This window comes from Kaistella haifensis DSM 19056, from assembly GCF_000735695.2.
In the GTDB taxonomy this organism is placed as follows: Bacteria; Bacteroidota; Bacteroidia; order Flavobacteriales; family Weeksellaceae; genus Kaistella; species Kaistella haifensis.
Genome location: NZ_JASZ02000008.1, coordinates 1 through 18,197 on the forward strand (window position 1 = coordinate 1; position 18,197 = coordinate 18,197).

The 18,197-nt window shown below is 36.7% G+C and carries 15 protein-coding genes; 9 read left to right on the forward strand and 6 right to left on the reverse strand.

Translation table 11 applies throughout. From position 1 onward, the window contains the following. A partial coding sequence (locus tag AP75_RS05180) for a transposase (RefSeq protein WP_221404529.1) occupies window positions 1–491 on the reverse strand: 491 nt, incomplete at its 3' end. 225 nt (window positions 492–716) lie between these two features. Between AP75_RS05180 and AP75_RS05185 the strand changes: the two genes are divergently transcribed. Next, entirely contained in the window at window positions 717–1,505 is a 789-nt protein-coding gene (locus AP75_RS05185; RefSeq protein WP_185116474.1) for a DUF5655 domain-containing protein, read from the forward strand. Between the two features lie 295 nt (window positions 1,506–1,800). Here the strand turns inward: AP75_RS05185 and AP75_RS05195 are convergent, their stop codons facing one another. Continuing rightward, window positions 1,801–3,273, reverse strand: coding sequence for a Fic family protein (locus AP75_RS05195; RefSeq protein ID WP_088263758.1), 1,473 nt, complete (start codon window positions 3,271–3,273; stop codon window positions 1,801–1,803). A 901-nt stretch (window positions 3,274–4,174) separates the two neighbouring features. On the opposite strand from AP75_RS05195, the gene AP75_RS05200 reads away from it, so the two are divergent. The 5 genes from AP75_RS05200 (at window position 4,175) to apaG (ending at window position 11,234) form a co-directional block, all read left to right on the forward strand. After that, complete coding sequence (locus AP75_RS05200; RefSeq protein WP_031502217.1) at window positions 4,175–5,443, forward strand: glucose-1-phosphate adenylyltransferase; 1,269 nt, start codon at window positions 4,175–4,177, stop codon at window positions 5,441–5,443. Between the two features lie 80 nt (window positions 5,444–5,523). Continuing rightward, complete coding sequence (locus AP75_RS05205) at window positions 5,524–6,561, forward strand: SRPBCC family protein (RefSeq protein ID WP_031502215.1); 1,038 nt, start codon at window positions 5,524–5,526, stop codon at window positions 6,559–6,561. 98 nt (window positions 6,562–6,659) lie between these two features. Beyond that, a complete protein-coding gene (locus tag AP75_RS05210; RefSeq protein ID WP_088263759.1) occupies window positions 6,660–9,470 on the forward strand; it encodes a 2-oxoglutarate dehydrogenase E1 component in 2,811 nt (936 codons plus the stop codon). Between the two features lie 34 nt (window positions 9,471–9,504). Beyond that, on the forward strand, window positions 9,505–10,761 hold the full coding sequence (gene odhB, locus AP75_RS05215) for a 2-oxoglutarate dehydrogenase complex dihydrolipoyllysine-residue succinyltransferase (RefSeq protein ID WP_088263760.1): 1,257 nt from the start codon (window positions 9,505–9,507) through the stop codon (window positions 10,759–10,761). Between the two features lie 86 nt (window positions 10,762–10,847). Beyond that, entirely contained in the window at window positions 10,848–11,234 is a 387-nt protein-coding gene (gene apaG, locus AP75_RS05220; RefSeq protein ID WP_031504062.1) for a Co2+/Mg2+ efflux protein ApaG, read from the forward strand. Between the two features lie 9 nt (window positions 11,235–11,243). Here apaG and AP75_RS05225 read toward each other — a convergent pair whose 3' ends face one another. The 3 genes from AP75_RS05225 to AP75_RS05235 are packed head-to-tail and all read right to left on the reverse strand — an operon-like array spanning window position 11,244 to window position 13,675. Next, entirely contained in the window at window positions 11,244–11,801 is a 558-nt protein-coding gene (locus tag AP75_RS05225) for a 3'-5' exonuclease (RefSeq protein WP_088263761.1), read from the reverse strand. A gap of 18 nt (window positions 11,802–11,819) precedes the next feature. Next, window positions 11,820–12,782, reverse strand: a complete 963-nt coding sequence (locus AP75_RS05230; protein WP_031504064.1) for a glycosyltransferase family 2 protein — start codon at window positions 12,780–12,782, stop codon at window positions 11,820–11,822. Window positions 12,783–12,793: 11 nt separating this feature from the next. Beyond that, window positions 12,794–13,675, reverse strand: coding sequence for a lysophospholipid acyltransferase family protein (locus tag AP75_RS05235; protein WP_031504066.1), 882 nt, complete (start codon window positions 13,673–13,675; stop codon window positions 12,794–12,796). Between the two features lie 85 nt (window positions 13,676–13,760). On the opposite strand from AP75_RS05235, the gene AP75_RS05240 reads away from it, so the two are divergent. Beyond that, a complete protein-coding gene (locus tag AP75_RS05240) occupies window positions 13,761–14,348 on the forward strand; it encodes a thioredoxin family protein (protein WP_242589765.1) in 588 nt (195 codons plus the stop codon). Between the two features lie 35 nt (window positions 14,349–14,383). Here AP75_RS05240 and AP75_RS05245 read toward each other — a convergent pair whose 3' ends face one another. After that, complete coding sequence (locus AP75_RS05245) at window positions 14,384–15,745, reverse strand: aldehyde dehydrogenase (RefSeq protein ID WP_088263762.1); 1,362 nt, start codon at window positions 15,743–15,745, stop codon at window positions 14,384–14,386. A gap of 56 nt (window positions 15,746–15,801) precedes the next feature. Between AP75_RS05245 and AP75_RS05250 the strand changes: the two genes are divergently transcribed. After that, window positions 15,802–16,617, forward strand: a complete 816-nt coding sequence (locus AP75_RS05250) for an SDR family oxidoreductase (protein ID WP_031504070.1) — start codon at window positions 15,802–15,804, stop codon at window positions 16,615–16,617. 93 nt (window positions 16,618–16,710) lie between these two features. Beyond that, on the forward strand, window positions 16,711–18,138 hold the full coding sequence (gene purB, locus AP75_RS05255; RefSeq protein WP_031504071.1) for an adenylosuccinate lyase: 1,428 nt from the start codon (window positions 16,711–16,713) through the stop codon (window positions 18,136–18,138). Window positions 18,139–18,197: the final 59 nt, after the last annotated feature.

Below are 18,197 nucleotides of genomic sequence, written 5' to 3' on the forward strand. Positions count from 1 at the left end.
ATCACTTTTTTGCACAATTTTGCATCGGTAGGAAAAGAGGTATTATTCTCCTGAACGGTAGTATCGGACAAAACAAAATTTGAGGTGTTCGTCTTGGCATCGTGCATTCTTACGCTGTAGGCAAAGATTTTTTCGATACCTTTTTCGCCAATTCTTTTTCGGAAATGAACAAAATTACTCGGGTCACAAGGAAATTCGTGTTCAAAGAAAACCCTGCCACAAAAATACTGCATATAAGGATTCATGATCCAGGCTTTTTCCAACGTCTCATCGCCCAAATTATACAAATGTTTCAGTAGCAAACAACCCACCATAAACCGAATCGGATGGCTCGGATTGCCCACTTTGGAATACAAGGGCGAAAATTCTTTCTCAAAATAATTCCAATCTATTTTTTCTGAAAGTAGAACAAGTTCATGCTCGTGGTCAATAAAATCCACCAACATTGGGCGGAATAATTCTGGCTTCTTTTCTGGATTTTTCCCCAACATATTTGCAAGGTTTTAAAGCTCTAAGATACAAATTCTTGCAATAAAAAACAAGCTATTTTAAACCCAAAATACTAATAATCAGTAAATTATAGGTGGTTTAAGGAGAGACTATATATTGCGTTGGAGCATTTAGAGCCAAATTTTCTGCTGTTGTCATTTTGTAATATAAAGGAAATCCAAGCAATATTTGAGAAGAACATCTTTTCAATTACAGGATTTCATTTTGTGAAATCTGAATTCACAATAAAAAGTAACAGGATTTATACTTTGGCTTTTGATGAGGATAGTAATTCATTCGTGATCATCAAATATAAGAGGAATCAGAATTATAGTGTGGTTGACCAAGGTGTTTCATACCTCAATCTAATGCTGGAATACAAAGCGGAGTTTATTGTGGAATACAATGAAACACAAAAGAAAAATTTAAAACGTTCTGATGTTGATTGGTCTCAAAGCAAAATTATTTTCGTTTCTCCATCTTTTAATGATTTTCAGAAGCAATCCTCGAATTTCAAAGATTTGGCAATAGAATTATGGGAAATAAAGCAGTTTGAAAATGATGTTTTAGTCATTAATCCTGTGAAAAAATCAAAATCTGCTCCAAGTATCAAACAGGTTCAGAAAAATGATAATTCAGAAATCAGTAAGGTCATTCAGCAAACTAAAGTTTATACGGAAGATGATCATCTGCAAGGTAAACCCGATTATACTATTGAACTTTATGAAATTTTCAAAACAGCAATTCTCAATTTAGGAAATGACCTTGATATAAAGCCTAAAAAACAAGAAATTGGCTTTATTTCGAAAGGAAAAATGTTTGCCGATGTTTGTATTCTTAAAAACAGTTTAAAATTTTGGATTAATCTTAAGCGCGGTCAATTGGATGACCCGAAAAAAATTTCGCGTGATGTTTCATCCGTTGGACATTGGGGAAATGGTGATTATGAAGTTGTTGTAGATGATACACAAAATTTGAAGTATGTGATGAGTTTAATAAAACAAGCCATACAATAAACACATATCGATGGCAGAATTTCTAAATAAAAAGAAACTATTAGAGTGGGTCCCAAAACTTATTGAGACCGCTGGAAAAGAATTGGTTATCATCAGTCCTTATATACAAATTTCAGAGAAGATTTTTAAACTTTTAAAAGAATCTGAAAAAAGAGGAGTTGAAATAACCTTGATCTATAAGACCTCTCGTTTCATATCCAATTCCAAAACTTTCTCTTAGATAATTAATATTGAATCCTCTGTACACCTTTTATTTATAATTTTAATATGAATTTTGCCTTATAATTTGATTTTTCTAAAATTTCAAAACCGCTTCATCAGACTCCTTAAAAGCATTCGTCTTCTCAAGTTGTGTTTCTAAATTCAAAAAATCGGAAGCATCCAATTGACTTGAAAATTTCTGGGCTCTTTGAAGCATTTTGATATAAACAGATGGATCGCTGCTTCTTGTAAGTTTTCGTAAAGCTCCCAAATAATCCTCTCGGTAAACAGTAGGAATCATTATCCTACTTTGACCTGCATGGACGAATTCGGCATTCATCATTACTCTGGCAATTCTGCCATTCCCATCTAAAAAAGGGTGAACCTCGCTAATTAAGAACATTATAAATGCAGCACGGGAGAAGGCATCTGTAAGAGCCTGATAAAACTCAAAGCCTTTTTTGAGAGTTCCTCTAACCATTGTGAAGTCCACAAAATGTGTTTCACCAGCCCGATTATTTTTATCCTTAAATTCTCCTGGTTTTTTAGATTGCCGGGCATCTAATAAAACTTTGTGGCGATAAGAGAGGATATCGAATAGTTCATCAACATTAGCCGGAATCAGCGACATTTCTTTTTTGCTGCTCACTAATTTATAGGTTCCGATAATATCGTGCGAATCTTCGCTACGGTTTTTGATGGGTATTTGACTGTCAACAATTTGTTTTGCTTCCTCAATTTCAAAGACCGTTCCTTCAATGTAATTTGAAAAGTAAGCCTCAAAAAAAGCAAAATTTCTGAATGATTCAGGAGAAAGGTTTTTATCTTCAATATTCTCAAAAATATCTTGTTTAAGATGAATAAATAGCTTTTCAAAAAGTTTCAACCTTCCTTCATCATAAGGCTCACCAAGGGCTCTTGCTTTTGCGATAGGAGAGGATAGAAGATTGGAAGGGCGTGTTTTTAATAATGCCCCAATAATTTTATTAAGCTTTGCATACTCACTTTGCATCCCTGTTTTTACTGATATTTCTCTTGCATTATCTCTAAAGTCATTTAAGCCATTTTCGCCTTTGATTAAAAAAATCTTTTCCAGTTTATTTTCTAATTCCTCAACTGGGAGATTTTTGGGAAGTCTTCCTGTCTTTCTGGCAGATTGAAGATTCTCAAGAAATGCTCGTCCCTGGCTTGCGACATAGAGCTCACCAACAAATTTGGAATCTCCCTCAACAGGCTGTTCTCCCTTGAAAAAATTTAAAGTAATACCAGGTAATTCAATTTTTTTTGAATAAGAATAAGTTAGAAATATTTGTGAATCTTCAGTCGGTTTAAATTCCAAAGCAGATCGATGGCTTAATACTGCTCCGGGATACAAGTTTCCCAAAATTTGAAAAATATTTCTCTGAATAATTTTTGCAGCAGACTCCTCAAGATTAGATGTGTAAATACGTGGGGCAATTTTTCTGATAATGCCCTTATTTTCCATTTTGGAAATTTCTCTGCTAACTTCCGGATTACTTGAAGAAAAAATAAGTTCTTGTAGTCTCAACTGCATATTTTTTTCCATTAAAAAGTAAAATATTATTCAAATTTACAAATATTTTCTATTAAAATATAAAAAATAGCATTTTTTTTATATTAATAAATTTTATTTGCTATTAAGACGGGATAGGAAGTAAAAACTTTATGATCCACGATTTGAAGGTAATACAATCACTTGTTCAAAAAATAAAAATGTTTGTTTGGAAATAACCAAAAAAACAATATATTTGAACCATTGAAAACGACGCTCTTATTGGTATATTTTCAGTGACCTATTTAGTGACCTGTCAAAAGCCAAAGCAGCATAAAGATGATGGATAGGGCATTTACGAAAATAAATTAAGTCCCGTCCGGATCGCAACCGCAATATCAAAGTAGTATAAAAGCTTTAAAACGTTTGTTTTAAAGCTTTTTTCGTTTTATATTTATATCGAACAGGAGCAGAATCTCGCACGCAATCCGAAAAAATTCAGCAACACTAGTTTCATTGATCGATATCATTCATCTCGAAAACTATATTATTACTTGCCGGTTTTGTCTCAGTTACGATGATAGTTTAATATAGATGGATTAAAAATTTATTATTTCTCCGATAATCTATTGGACTTCTATTGGACTTATAATGGGATAACTAAAAATGAGATATAAACCAAAATAAATACTGAGCTTTGCTAAAAACACAGTTCAAGACTCTGCATATTGATAAGCATTTCTTCGATGTTAAGTGAGAGAGCGTGTCATATATTGTTTCGTCAATTTCAAGCAGCTTTTGAGAAAGGTTGCTTTTTCTATTTAAAGATTTTGCTGGGTTTGTTAAAATTTCTTTAAACTAACAATCATCATCAAATAATATTTTGTGGGATGCATAAAAAATGCTAATATTGTTATGAAACCCAACTCATTAAAAATATTAAAAAATACCCAAAATGAAACCCAGTGTGATCTCTATAGTTCTAGGTGGTGGCAGGGGAACCCGGCTGTTTCCATTAACTTATACTCGTTCGAAACCCGCGGTGCCTATCGCCGGAAAATACAGGTTGGTGGATATTCCGATTTCCAACTGCCTGAATTCGGGATATAACAGGATTTTGGTACTAACCCAATTCAATTCTGCTTCGCTTAATTCACATATCAAAAATTCTTATCATTTTGATATTTTCAGCAAGGGCTTTGTGGATATCCTCGCCGCCGAACAAAATGTGGAAAATGACCAATGGTACCAAGGTACTGCAGATGCGGTCCGACAGTCGATGAAGCATTTGGAAAAATATGAATATGATTATATTTTAATTCTTTCTGGTGATCAGCTTTATCAAATGGATTTCCGCGAAATGATTGATTTCCATTGCAAAAATGAAGGGGATATCACCATTGCAACCATTCCGGTTAACTGCAAAGATGCGCCTGGATTCGGGATTTTGAAGTCAGATGATCAGGGAAATATTACCTCATTCGTAGAGAAACCATCTCATGATATCCTCGAAGATTGGAAATCGGAAGTGTCAGAAAAAAGTAAATCTGAAGGGAAAGAATACCTCGCTTCTATGGGAATTTATGTTTTTAGTAAGAACGTTCTTAAAAAAATGTTTGAAAACATGCCAGGCGATGATTTCGGAGGAGAATTAATTCCCAATGCCCTGGGAACTTATAAAACACTCAGCTTTCAGTACGACGGCTATTGGACGGATATCGGTACCATTGATTCTTTCTTTGATGCCAATATTGACTTGACCAGAGACTTTCCTCATTTTAATCTTTTTAGCAATGCTCCAATCTACACAAGAGCGAGAATGTTGCCTCCTTCTAAAATCCTTGGTTCTTATGTGAGCAAAGCGATTTTCGGGGACGGATGTATCGTGATGGCCGATAAAATAGAAAATTCTATTGTAGGAAACCGAAGCCGCATCGATAAAGGAAGTACGTTGATGAATACCTACATGATGGGGGCGGATTACTACCAAGACACCAAAGATATCGTGGCGAATGATCAAAGCGGAACGCCTAACCTTGGCGTTGGGAAATATTGCTACATCGAGCGAGCAATTCTCGATAAAAACTGCTACATCGGTGATAATGTAAGAATTATCGGTGGAAAACATCTTCAAGATGGCGATTTCGAAAATTATTCTATTAAAGACGGAGTTGTGGTGGTGAAGAAAAATGCAGTCATTCATCCCGGTACGATTATTCCATAGAATTTCATTCAAAAACATAGTGCACGGCAATATTTTTATTGTCGTGTTTTTTTTGCAGTGGTTTTTTGTATTTTTGCCCCATGCGTTGGTTAAAATTAGGGAGTTTATTGATACTTTTTGCGGTGGCGGTTTATGCGATTGCGATGACTTTTGTGGAGGATGCAAAAAGTTTTACCATTCAAAAAGAAATTTCATATCCTGTAGATCGGGTTTTTCCGCAGTTTAATAATTTGCAGAATTTCACCCGTTGGAATGCCTTTTTCTCCGAAGATCCGGATTTTACCTTCGATTATTTCACTCCGTATGAAGGGCAGGGAAGTTCAATGAGTTATCACGACAAAAAAGATCCGGATCAATTCGGAGATCTCTTCATCCGTTACGAAAATCCGAACCGAACGCTTCGTTACCAGCTTTTTGAAGGCAAAAAAAATACTCCATACTTAATTGATGTGAAGTTTCGTTCCCTAAACGATAAAACATCCATTACATGGTTTATTCATACTCCGAAACAACCTTTCCTGAAGCGATCTTTAAACTTAATAACCGAAGATTTGGTTGCCGAGAAGATTGATTTAAGCATGAAAAATCTCATGGAGGTTCTTGGAAATAAAGTGCAGAAAGAGCAGTTATTGGAGAATTTGAAGTTTGATAGTTTGATGGTAGAAGAACAGGAAGGTCAGCTCCTTCTGGGCGTAAATGTAAATTCTAAAAACACCAAAGACGCGCTCTTCAAAAACATCGTCATGAATCACAACAAAACCCTGAATTACATCAAAATGGATTTGGGAAAAAGAAATGACGAATACGGAGAACCAGTCCTCATCACCGATGCAGACAATTTCAAGGATAAGGAAGTTTCTTATTACTACGGAATTCCGCTTTCGAAAAGAATCGCAGTTTCCGATAATAATTTCAGTTTCAGAACTGTCAATGCTTCCCGAAATTATGTGATTTACTATCGAGGCAACTATTCCGGACGCGTTAAGGCCATTCAACAGCTGCTTTTGAAAGCAAAACGCGATACAATGAGAACGGGAGATTTACAGCAAACTTTCTTAGAAGAGCCAACTTCCGAGGCAAATACTTTACTGAAATTATCGTTGCCGGTTTTCCGATAAATATTTAACTAATTTTTAAAGAGTTTTCGGCTTTAGTACTTCACTTTTTTTTGCTAAATTTGTCTTTTAAATAAAAACCAACAGTTAATCTGTAAATAATGGACAAATTTTCATTTCTGAATGCTGCGCATTCGCAGTTAATAGAAGACTTATACCAACAATATTTAAAATATCCCGACAGTTTAGAGCCTTCCTGGAAAGCATTTTTCCAGGGATTTGATTTTGCGCTGGAGAACTATGGCGATGAAATTCCGGGAGATAACAACTTTGCAGCTTCTGCTCCGTGTGCAGTGCAATTGGCAAATAATGCTGCAGCTAACGGACAAATTCCGGATGATATTCAAAAGGAGTTCAAGGTGCTTAACCTTATTGAAGCTTACAGACAAAGAGGTCACCTCTTTACCAAAACCAATCCGGTAAGGGAAAGAAGACATCACGAACCTACCTTGGCAATTGAAAATTTCGGGCTTTCTAAAGAAGATTTGAATAAAAAATTCAATTCTGCTACCGAAACCGGAATGCCTGCAGCGGCAACATTGCAAGAAATTATCAATCACTTAGAAAAAATTTATTGCGAGTCTATCGGGGTAGAGTACATGCACATTAATAATGTTAATGAGAAAACATTCATCAGAGAATGGATTCAAGTTAACGAAAATCATCCAAAGCTGAATGCTGCCGAGAAAACTGAAATCTTAGGAAAGCTTAATCAGGCAGTTGCTTTTGAAAATTATCTTCATACCAAATTTGTTGGGCAAAAAAGATTTTCCCTTGAAGGCGGTGAGTCTTTGATTCCTGCTTTGGACCAGTTGATTACCCGTTCATCTCAATTGGGTGTTGATGAGGTTGTGCTTGGAATGGCTCACAGAGGCCGATTGAATGTTTTAACCAATATTTTCGGGAAATCGTACAAACAGATTTTCTCTGAATTTGAAGGGAAAGAATTTGAAGAAGATGTATTCTCCGGTGATGTGAAGTATCACTTGGGTTCATCTAAAAAAATAAAAACTGCTTCCGGCGAAGAAGTATCTATCAATTTAACACCAAACCCGTCTCACCTGGAAACGGTTGGTGCTTTGGTGGAAGGAATTTGTCGCGCGAAAGTGGATAATAAGTATAAAGATTACAAAAAAGTCTTGCCAATCGTTATTCATGGTGATGGAGCAATTGCCGGACAGGGAATTGTGTATGAAATTGCACAAATGATGACTCTGGAAGGCTATAAAACCGGTGGAACTGTTCATATCGTGGTTAATAACCAAGTTTCGTTTACCACCAATTATTTGGATGCACGATCTTCAACTTATTGTACTGACATCGCAAAAGTAACCGAATCTCCTGTGATGCATGTGAATGCAGATGATGTGGAAGCGGTAGTTCATGCAATAAGATTTGCTGCTGATTTCCGTGCGGAATTTGGTAAAGATGTATACATCGATCTTTTGGGTTACAGAAAATATGGTCACAACGAAGGTGATGAACCCAGATTCACTCAACCGAATTTGTATAAACTCATCTCTAAACATAAAAACCCGAGAGAAATTTACAAAGAACAACTTATCAAAGAAGGAATAGTTTCCGATGAGGTGTTGAAGAAAATGGAAACCGAATTCAAAACTCTTCTAGATGCTGATTTCGATGCTTCCAAAGAAATTGAAAAAAATACCATGGACATCTTCATGGCGGAAGATTGGAAGCAATATCCACTTTGTCCAAGAGGAGCTATGCAAAAGACGGTAGATACAGGATTTGATCTTGATAAACTGAAAAAACTGGCAGTGGAAATGAGCACTTTGCCGGCTGATAAAAAGTTTATAAATAAGATTACCCGACTTTTCGAAAACCGTTTGAAAATGATCGAAGGCAATTCTTTGGATTGGGCTTTGGGTGAATGGTTGGCTTATGCAACCTTATTGGTAGAAGGCAATAATGTGAGGATTTCCGGGGAAGATGTGGAAAGAGGAACTTTCTCTCACCGCCATGCCGTTATAAAAACGGAAGATACGGAGGAAGAATACATTCCGTTAAGACATATTTCTGATAGTCGTTTTGATGTTTACAATTCTCATCTTTCCGAATACGGAGTTTTAGGGTTCGATTATGGTTATGCAATGGCTTCACCGAATACATTGACGATTTGGGAAGCTCAGTTTGGTGATTTTGTGAATGGTGCGCAAGTTATTGTAGATCAATATTTAGCGGCTGCAGAAGAAAAATGGAAAATCCAAAACGGATTGGTAATGCTTCTTCCTCACGGTTTCGAAGGACAAGGTGCAGAACACTCTTCCGCAAGACTCGAAAGATTCTTGGAGCTTTGCGCTAATGAAAATATGACAGTAGCCAATGCGACTACTCCTGCGAACTTTTTCCATCTTCTGAGAAGACAAATGAAATGGAATTTCAGAAAACCTCTTATTGTAATGTCTCCAAAATCATTGCTAAGACATCCGCAAGTAATTTCACCTCTTGAAGATTTTGCAAATGGAAGCTTCCAACCAATTTTGGATGATGTCGCTGCAAACCCTGAAAAAATTGAAAAGTTGGTGCTCTGTTCTGGTAAAATTTACTACGAACTTTTAGCCAAAAAAGAAGAATTAGGTTGCGAAAACATCGCTTTGGTAAGATTTGAGCAATTGTATCCACTTCAGCAAGATAAGATAGAGGAAATTTTTAACAAATACAGCAACAGAAAACAATTGCTTTGGGTACAGGAAGAACCGGAAAATATGGGCGCATGGAGTTATATTTTACGTAATTTCAGAAAGTCTGATATTGATGTAATTGCGCCAGTAGCGAGCGGATCACCAGCTCCGGGAAGTCACAAAATGTTTGAGAAAAATCAAAATAGCGTAATAAACAGAGTTTTCGACCGAGAAGATGCGCCTGCAAAAAGACCGGTTACCGCATAATTTCAATTTTAAATAATAAAAAAAAATATTCACGATGTCAATATTAGAAATGAAAGTCCCGTCTCCGGGAGAATCCATCACCGAAGTTGAAATCGCATCTTGGTTGGTAAAAGACGGCGATTATGTAGAAAAAGATCAACCGATTGCTGAAGTAGATTCCGATAAAGCAACACTAGAATTACCTGCTGAACAAAGTGGCATCATCACTTTAAAAGCTGAAGAAGGCGAAGTGGTACAAGTTGGTCAGGTGGTATGTCTTATCGATATGGATGCTGCAAAACCAGCTGGTGAGGCTGCTCCGAAAGCGGAAAATGCTGAAGCTCCTCAAGCGGAACAAAAAGTTGTTGAAAAACCGGCAATCATTCAGGAAGCTAAAAAAGAAGAACAACCTGCTGCTACTTCTTACGCTACAGGAACTCCTTCACCTGCTGCTAAAAAAATACTTGACGAAAAAGGAATACCAGCTGCACAAGTTTCAGGTACTGGAAAAGATGGAAGAATAACCAAAGAAGATGCCCAAACTGCGCAAGTTGCTGCAATGGGAACTCCTTCTTCTACTGGCGGATCCAGAGGTTCTAATACCACTAAACTTTCTGTCCTAAGAAGAAAAATTGCTGCAAGATTGGTATCTGTGAAAAACGAAACCGCTATGCTAACCACTTTCAACGAGGTGGATATGTCTGAAATCTTCAGAATTAGAAAACAATATAAAGAGGAATTCGCTGCGAAACACGGCGTTGGACTAGGTTTCATGTCATTCTTTACCAAAGCAGTTACCCGCGCATTGCAAATGTACCCAGACGTGAACGCTTCAATTGATGGGGATTACAAAATCAACTACGATTTCTGTGATATTTCTGTTGCTGTTTCCGGACCGAAAGGTTTGATGGTTCCTGTTCTTAGAAACGCTGAGAACATGACTTTCAGAGGAGTAGAAGCAAATATTAAAGATCTTGCGGAAAAAGTAAGAAGCGGAAAAATTACGGTAGACGAAATGACCGGAGGAACTTTTACCGTAACCAACGGAGGAACTTTCGGTTCCATGATGTCAACTCCAATTATTAACCCTCCACAATCCGCAATTTTAGGAATGCACAATATCCTGCAAAGACCGATGGCAATTGACGGACAAGTAGTAATTCGCCCAATGATGTATGTTGCACTTTCTTATGATCACAGAATTATCGACGGAAAAGAATCCGTAGGTTTCTTGGTTGCAGTAAAAGAAGCAATTGATAATCCGGTAGAATTCCTCATGAACGGCAACGAGAGAAAAGCTTTGGAACTTTAATTAATCTTAAAGTTTTCAAGATCAATAATATCCCGTCTAAAAAGGCGGGATTTTTGTATTATTAATTTTAATAAAATTCCAACCCTATGTTTTCTACGACTACTTTCGATATTAAGGTTTCCGTGAAACCAGAGTACGATCCAAGAAATAGTTTTCCGTCCGAAAACCGATTTGTTTTCCGCTACAATATTAAAATCGAAAATCTAAGCGAAAATCCTATTGTTTTGTTGAAAAGAAGATGGCTGATTTATGATTTAGGTTTCGGTTTTACCGAAGTTGCAGGAGAGGGAGTAATTGGGTTGACACCCGAAATTTTGCCTGGAGAGGAGTTTAGCTACTTCTCCAATGTCGTGTTGCGCTCCGGTGTAGGAAATATGACCGGACAGTATTTTTGTATGAATCCTTTAACGAAAGAAAATCTGGAAATCAATATTCCGAAATTTGATTTAATGGCGGAAGTATTGAGTAACTAATGATTAAATTTAAAGAATTTTCAAATTCTTTTTTAAAACCTCTTTCACTTCATCGTTTCTTGTAATCATTAAATTATTAAATGCCAAAAGCGAAATTTTCGCACAAACTTCCGCATCATCTCCCGCGCGGTGGTGGTTAAAGGTTAACTGATGCTGCTCTGCAAGACTTTTCAAACCATATCTAGGTAAGTTTTTCCAGGATTTTTTAGCAATTTGAATGGAACACAAATACTCCATCTTCGGTTTGAAAAATCCGTGATAATCCAGACAACTTCTCAGTACACCTGCATCAAAGGATGCATTGTGTGCAATCATCAGATTTCCGTACATCAATTCTTCGGCTTCATGCCAAACATCCTCGAATGTAGGAGCATCTTGCACATCTTCGGGGTGAATACCGTGAACTTCAATGTTTCTTCTATTAAAGTAAGGAAAACTTGGTGGTTTAATGAGCCAGGTCTGGGTTTTCACAATTTCTCCATTTTCGACCACACAAATCCCCATTTCACAAGCGGAATTTCGCTCGTGAGTTGCGGTTTCAAAATCAATGGCACAAAAATCAAGCATCTTTTTGGTTTTAAATATTTAAATAAAATGTTTGAAAATCAACCATTTTGATTGGTAATAATGATCGATCTGAAATTTTTTTCTTCGCTTTATGGTCCCGGGAAGTTGACAATAAAAACCGTAATGTGCTCTAATCACCGCCCAAAGATGAGCCGGGCCGTTTTTGTAACCAAAATACAAACCGGCAATTCCGTCCAAACATAATCTGAAAAATATCAACCAAATCAGTTTGGGAAATGGCAAGTTTTTCAACAGCATTGAAAGATTATTTCGGATGTTGAGATAAGTTTTCTGTGGATTTTCTTTGTTTAAAGTTCCTCCTCCGACGTGATAGACAGTGGATTTTCCTGTATAAAAAATCTTTTTTCCTGAGTTCTTTAAACGCCAACATAAGTCGATTTCTTCCTGATGAGCGAAAAATCTTTCATCAAAACCGTTTTCTGCCCAAAAATCTTCCGAACGAATAAACATACAGCAACCTGAAGCCCAAAAAATCTCGGTTTCATCATCGTACTGACCTTTGTCTTCTTCAATTTCGTCAAAAATTCTTCCGCGGCAATAAGGGTAACCAAGGTTATCGATCAATCCTCCACCAGCACCTGCAAATTCAAAGAAATTCTTTCGATGATAAGCCAATATTTTTGGTTGAATGGCCGCAATGTTTTGATTTTTTTCGAATAATTCAAGAACGGGATTTAACCAATTTTCAGTTACTTCAACATCGGAATTCAGAAGGCAATAAATATCTGCATCGATTTTTTTTAATCCTTCATTATAACCGCCTGCAAATCCTGTATTGGAAGGGTTTTGTACAATTTTAACTTCGGGAAAATGAGATCGTAAAAAATTTACGGAATCGTCGGTAGATGCGTTGTCGATGACGTAAATATCGGTGTTTTGGGAATGTGAAATCACATTGGGAAGAAACTTTTCTAACCAATTTTTTCCGTTCCAATTGAGAATTGCTATGACTACTTTCAAATCAATGAGAATTAAATTCGGGTTTCCATTACTTTTATTGAATCCTGATATTTCCACCTTCTGTGCGACCAAAGATAATTATCGGGTCTTTTATTAATCGTAGTTTCAAGCATTTTATGGAATTTTCTTACCACCTCATATTCCTGAAATTTTTCACCATCGGGGTAAATCCGGTGATAATTTATTTGGTAATACCCGCGTTTTACCTTTTTCATTTCGCAATATACAAATACCAAATCCATTCTAGTGGAAAGCTTGTCGTAGCCTACGAATGCTGGTGTTTTCTGGTGCAGGAATTCCAGTCCGTATGTAACTTCAGAGGAATGCGGAGTTTGATCTGCAACAAACATGTACACCGAATTTCCATCATTGGTATTTTTGAAAATATGACGAATGACTTCTTTGGCTTCTAAAGCGTGATTACCAAACCTGTTACGAATTGCTTTCACTTTTTGTTCCCAAAAACTGCTCTGAACTTTTCGGTAAACCGGAAAGCTTTTTTCCTGAGGAATAATTGTTGCCAATGCGTTAAACCATTCCCAATTGAAAATATGCCCTGCTAGAAGAATGATATTTTTGTTTTCTTTTTTGGCCTCATGAAATACATCTTGATTTAGGTGTTGCACGCGAACCCGCAATTCATGGGAAGGAATGGTGAAAGATTTCAAAGTTTCTACAAGATAATCGCAGAAATTATGATAAAACTTCTTTCTAATAATTTTCAGTTCCGAGTCGCTTTTTGCAGGAAAAGAATTTTTCAGATTTTGCAAAACCACATCTTTCCGATAACCTACCACAAAGTAAAGTATCACGAAAATAAAATCGGACAGCCCATACAAAACCTTTAATGGTAATTTTGAAAAAAGGATAATTATTTTAAATAAAAAATTCATAAATGGTTTGCAAATTTAGCAATTATAAAGTTTATTGTTGGCGTAATTTTTGTTATTTTGTGGCATTAATTTAATTGAAAAGTCAATGAGAAATAATAGAATAAAATTGATGATGTTTTCGGCACTTTGTTTTGGAGGTGCAACCTTTGCACAAACCACAGAAATTAAAACCGAAAAATCGGTAGCGATAGCTGAAGGTGCAGCAAAAGAAGATAGCGCAGCGATACTAGCGGCCAATAAAAAAAGAGCAGCCGAAGAGAAAGCAAAACTTCCGAAGCCGTATGACGCAACAGAAAATGCTGAAGCTAAAATTGCTGAATTGGTAAAAAAAGCAAAAACTGAAAATAAAAATATCATTTTACAAGCCGGAGGAAACTGGTGTATTTGGTGTTTAAGGTTCAATAATTTCGTGCAAACAACTCCGGAACTGAAAGAAATTGTGGATGCAAATTACCTTTATTACCATTTGAATTATTCGCCGGAGAACAAAAACGAGAAAGTTTTTGCGAAATATGATAATCCGGGAGCGAAATTCGGATACCCGGTTTTTGTCGTTTTGGACCAAAATGGAAAGATGATTCATACCCAGGACAGCGCAGTTCTGGAAGAGGGGAAAGGGTATAGCAAAGAAAAAGTGAAAGCGTTTTTCGAGAAGTGGGCTCCAAAATCATAAATCAAAAAAGTTCCGGAAATTTCCGGAATTTTTTTTTATAGCAATTTTTTAATCCAATTCATTTTCTTCTCCGTGTAAGGCGGGTATTTCAAATCGGGCTCGCCCCAATTTACACGCTCGAGAACGGCTTTTTGATGGGAAAAAGTTTCAAAGCCAAATTTTCCGTGGTAATTTCCAATTCCCGAATTTCCAACGCCTCCGAATGGTAAATTTTCATTGCTCAAATGCATCACCACATCGTTAATACAGCCGCCACCAAAGGAAATTTTCGAAGTGAAACTTTCTTTTTCTTCTGAATTATTGGTGAAAAGATAAGCCGCCAAAGGTTTTTCTTTTTTTGAGATTTTAAGCAAAGCTTCATTAAAATTTTTAAAAGTGAGAACCGGCAAAATCGGACCAAAAATTTCTTCCTGCATTACAGCGTCCTCCCAGCTGATTTCGTGCATAATCGTAGGTTCGATGTGAAGTTTTTGAGAATCGTGGTTTCCACCGAAATAGATCTTATCTTTTTCGATATAATTTACCAATCTGTCGAAATTTCTTCGGTTGATTATTTTTGTATAATGTTCCGAATCCGGTTGGTAATTGAATTTTTGAATATAAGATTTTAAGGTGTCCAGAAAACTGTCTTTCACTTTCTCATCCACCAAAATATAATCCGGAGCCACACAAGTTTGTCCGGCGTTGAGGAATTTTCCCCAAACAATTCTTTTTGCTGCGACCTCAAAATCAGCATTCGCAGTTACAATAGCTGGACTTTTTCCACCCAATTCCAAAGTTACCGGTGTTAAATTTTTCGCAGCAGCTTCATATACGATTTGCCCAACCTTCGTGCTTCCGGTAAAAAATATTTTGTCGAATTTGAGTTTTAAAATTTCTGTGATTTCTTCCACACCACCTTCAAGCACAAACAGATATTCTTTTGGGAAATTTTCGTTGATTATTTTTGCCATGGCTTTCATGGTGTGTTCTGCCACTTCGCTGGGTTTTACGATACACGTATTTCCGGCTGCCAACGCAGCAATCATGGGCGAAAGCGAAAGTTGGTAAGGGTAATTCCATGCACCGATCACAAGGGTACAACCGAGTGGTTCGCTGTGGATTTTACTCGTTCCAAGTTGATTCGCAAGGTTGGTTTTTACTTTTTTGGGTTTTGATAGCGAATTGAGGTTTTTCAGGTAAAAATCGATGTCTTTTAAAATGAAAGAAATTTCCGTAGTATAAGTATCAAATCTAGATTTTCCGAAATCTTTGTAAATGGCGGCATAAAGCAGTTCTTTATTTTTGATGATCAAATCTCGCAGTTTTTCCAGATACATTTTTCTGAACTTGATGCTTTTGGTTTTCTGGCTGTTAAAAAAGGTACGCTGATCTGCTAATATCTTTTCAAAATTCATTACATTTATTTTATAATTCAAACAAATTTACTCCAAATTAAACAGATAAAGACAAAATGGATTTCAGAAATAAAAAAATTCTTATTACCGGCGGATGTTCCGGAATTGGTAAAATCATGGCAAGAAAATCTCTGGAAAGAGGCGTCGAAAAACTGGTAATTTGGGATATTAATGAAGAAGCTTTGGTGAAAACTAAGCAAGAGTTTGCAAAATTTGGCCATGAAATTTTCACCTATAATGTGAATGTTTCGAATTTGGATGAAATTAAAATTGCTGCGCAGCGAGTGCGTACCGAAGTCGGTAAAATTGATATCTTAATTAATAATGCTGGAATTGTTGTCGGAAAATATTTTCATGAGCATACGCACGACCAGATTCAGAAAAGCATGGTCATTAATTCTAACGCATTTATGCATATTGCACTGGAATTTCTGCCGGGAATGATGGCGGATAATTCAGGAGCGATCTGTAATATTGCTTCATCTGCGGGATTGATTTCCAACCCCAAAATGTCTGTTTACGCCGCGTCAAAATGGGCGGTAGTTGGTTGGAGTGACAGTGTTCGGCTGGAAATGGAACAACTTGGTAAAAATATTTCTTTTACTACCATAATGCCTTTCTACATCAATACAGGAATGTTTGATGGGGTGAAATCTAAATTATTGCCCATTTTGGAACCTGAATCCACCGCTGAAAAAATCATTAAAGCCATTGAAAACAAAACAAAAATGCTTGCAATGCCTCTTCCGTATTGGTTTATTCGACTTTCTCAAGGAATTTTGCCGTTGCCGATATTTGATTGGATGATGAAAAATGTTTTCGGAGTTTACGATACCATGAAGGATTTCAAAGGAAGAAAATTATCTAAATGATTTGTTCATTTTATCATTAAAAAATACAAATGCAAGTCCTCAGATTCTTATAATTTTCTTAAATTTGTGCATCTAAAAAAGTAAAAAGAAAGAATGAATTCCTACAAAAACCCTCTTGAAGAACGCTATTCAAGTGAGGAAATGCTCTATAATTTTTCGCCGAACAACAAGTTCAGAAACTGGCGAAAATTGTGGATTGCTCTTGCCGAAATCCAAAAAGATCTTGGTTTGGATATTTCCGATGAACAAATTTCAGAACTCAAAAATAATGCAGATGACATCGATTATGTGAAAGCTGCAGAATACGAAAAAAAATTCCGTCACGATGTGATGGCGCATGTTCACACGTATGGCGATGCCGCTCCTTCCGCGAAAGGAATCATCCATTTGGGTGCGACGTCCGCATTTGTAGGTGATAATACCGATTTAATTCAAATGCGCGACGGATTGCTGATTTTGAGAAAGCAATTGGTGAATGTCATTAAAAACTTGTCGGATTTCGCTTTGAAATATAAGGATTTGCCGACTTTAGGGTTTACGCACTATCAACCGGCGCAATTGACGACCGTTGGGAAACGTGCTACACTTTGGTTGCAATCTTTGATTTTGGATTTTGAAGAACTCGAATTTTTTCTTGAAACTTTAAGATTCCGCGGTGTGAAAGGAACTACCGGAACTGCAGCTAGTTTTTTAGAGCTTTTCAACGGCGATTATTCTAAAGTAAAACATTTGGATACCGAACTTTCAAAACGTTTTGGATTTGATAAAGTTTTCGGAGTTTCCGGGCAAACCTACGATCGAAAAATCGATGCGAAAGTTTTGGCTTTATTGTCGAATATCGCTCAATCTGCTCATAAATTCACTAATGATTTACGACTATTGCAGAATTTAAAGGAAATTGAAGAACCTTTCGAGAAAAACCAAATCGGTTCCTCGGCGATGGCGTACAAAAGAAATCCGATGCGTTCCGAAAGAATCGGCTCATTAGCGAAATTCGTGATGTCGCTTTCCTCAAGTTCCGCAATGGTGGCAGCAACGCAATGGTTTGAAAGAACTTTGGATGATTCAGCGAACAAAAGACTCGCAATTCCGCAATCTTTCCTTGCTGTGGATGCTATTTTGTTGATTTGGAACAACATCATGAACGGAATTGTGGTTTACGAAAACCGAATCAAGAAACATATCATGGACGAACTTCCTTTCATGGCGACAGAATACATCATCATGGAAGAAGTAAAAGCAGGTGGCGACCGTCAGGAAATCCACGAAACTATCCGTGTTCATTCGATGGAAGCTTCCAAGAAAGTAAAAATGGAAGGCAAAGAAAACGATCTGATTGAAAGGATTTTGAACGACGATTCCCTGAAAATGGATAAAGCCAAATTCATGGAAATGCTCGATCCTAAAAACTTCATCGGATTCGCACCGATTCAAACTGAAGAATTTGTCCAGAACGAAGCACAGCCAATTCTTGATAAATATTCCGACTTAATCGGCTTAGAAGCTGACCTTAAAGTATAAAGTGATGCAGGCAATTTTGTCTGCATTTTTTAATGAATTACTCCCTTTAAAATTGACAT

What these genes read in the sequence shown, in the direction of transcription:
- AP75_RS05250 (WP_031504070.1), top strand. Translation starts at nt 15,802, where the DNA reads ATGGATTTCAGAAATAAAAAAATTCTTATTACCGGCGGATGTTCCGGA.
- AP75_RS05200 (WP_031502217.1), top strand. Translation starts at nt 4,175, where the DNA reads ATGAAACCCAGTGTGATCTCTATAGTTCTAGGTGGTGGCAGGGGAACC.
- AP75_RS05195 (WP_088263758.1), bottom strand. Translation starts at nt 3,273, where the DNA reads ATGGAAAAAAATATGCAGTTGAGACTACAAGAACTTATTTTTTCTTCA.
- AP75_RS05225 (WP_088263761.1), bottom strand. Translation starts at nt 11,801, where the DNA reads ATGCTTGATTTTTGTGCCATTGATTTTGAAACCGCAACTCACGAGCGA.
- AP75_RS05210 (WP_088263759.1), top strand. Translation starts at nt 6,660, where the DNA reads ATGGACAAATTTTCATTTCTGAATGCTGCGCATTCGCAGTTAATAGAA.
- purB (WP_031504071.1), top strand. Translation starts at nt 16,711, where the DNA reads ATGAATTCCTACAAAAACCCTCTTGAAGAACGCTATTCAAGTGAGGAA.
- AP75_RS05235 (WP_031504066.1), bottom strand. Translation starts at nt 13,675, where the DNA reads ATGAATTTTTTATTTAAAATAATTATCCTTTTTTCAAAATTACCATTA.
- AP75_RS05240 (WP_242589765.1), top strand. Translation starts at nt 13,761, where the DNA reads ATGAGAAATAATAGAATAAAATTGATGATGTTTTCGGCACTTTGTTTT.
- AP75_RS05245 (WP_088263762.1), bottom strand. Translation starts at nt 15,745, where the DNA reads ATGAATTTTGAAAAGATATTAGCAGATCAGCGTACCTTTTTTAACAGC.
- odhB (WP_088263760.1), top strand. Translation starts at nt 9,505, where the DNA reads ATGTCAATATTAGAAATGAAAGTCCCGTCTCCGGGAGAATCCATCACC.
- apaG (WP_031504062.1), top strand. Translation starts at nt 10,848, where the DNA reads ATGTTTTCTACGACTACTTTCGATATTAAGGTTTCCGTGAAACCAGAG.
- AP75_RS05205 (WP_031502215.1), top strand. Translation starts at nt 5,524, where the DNA reads ATGCGTTGGTTAAAATTAGGGAGTTTATTGATACTTTTTGCGGTGGCG.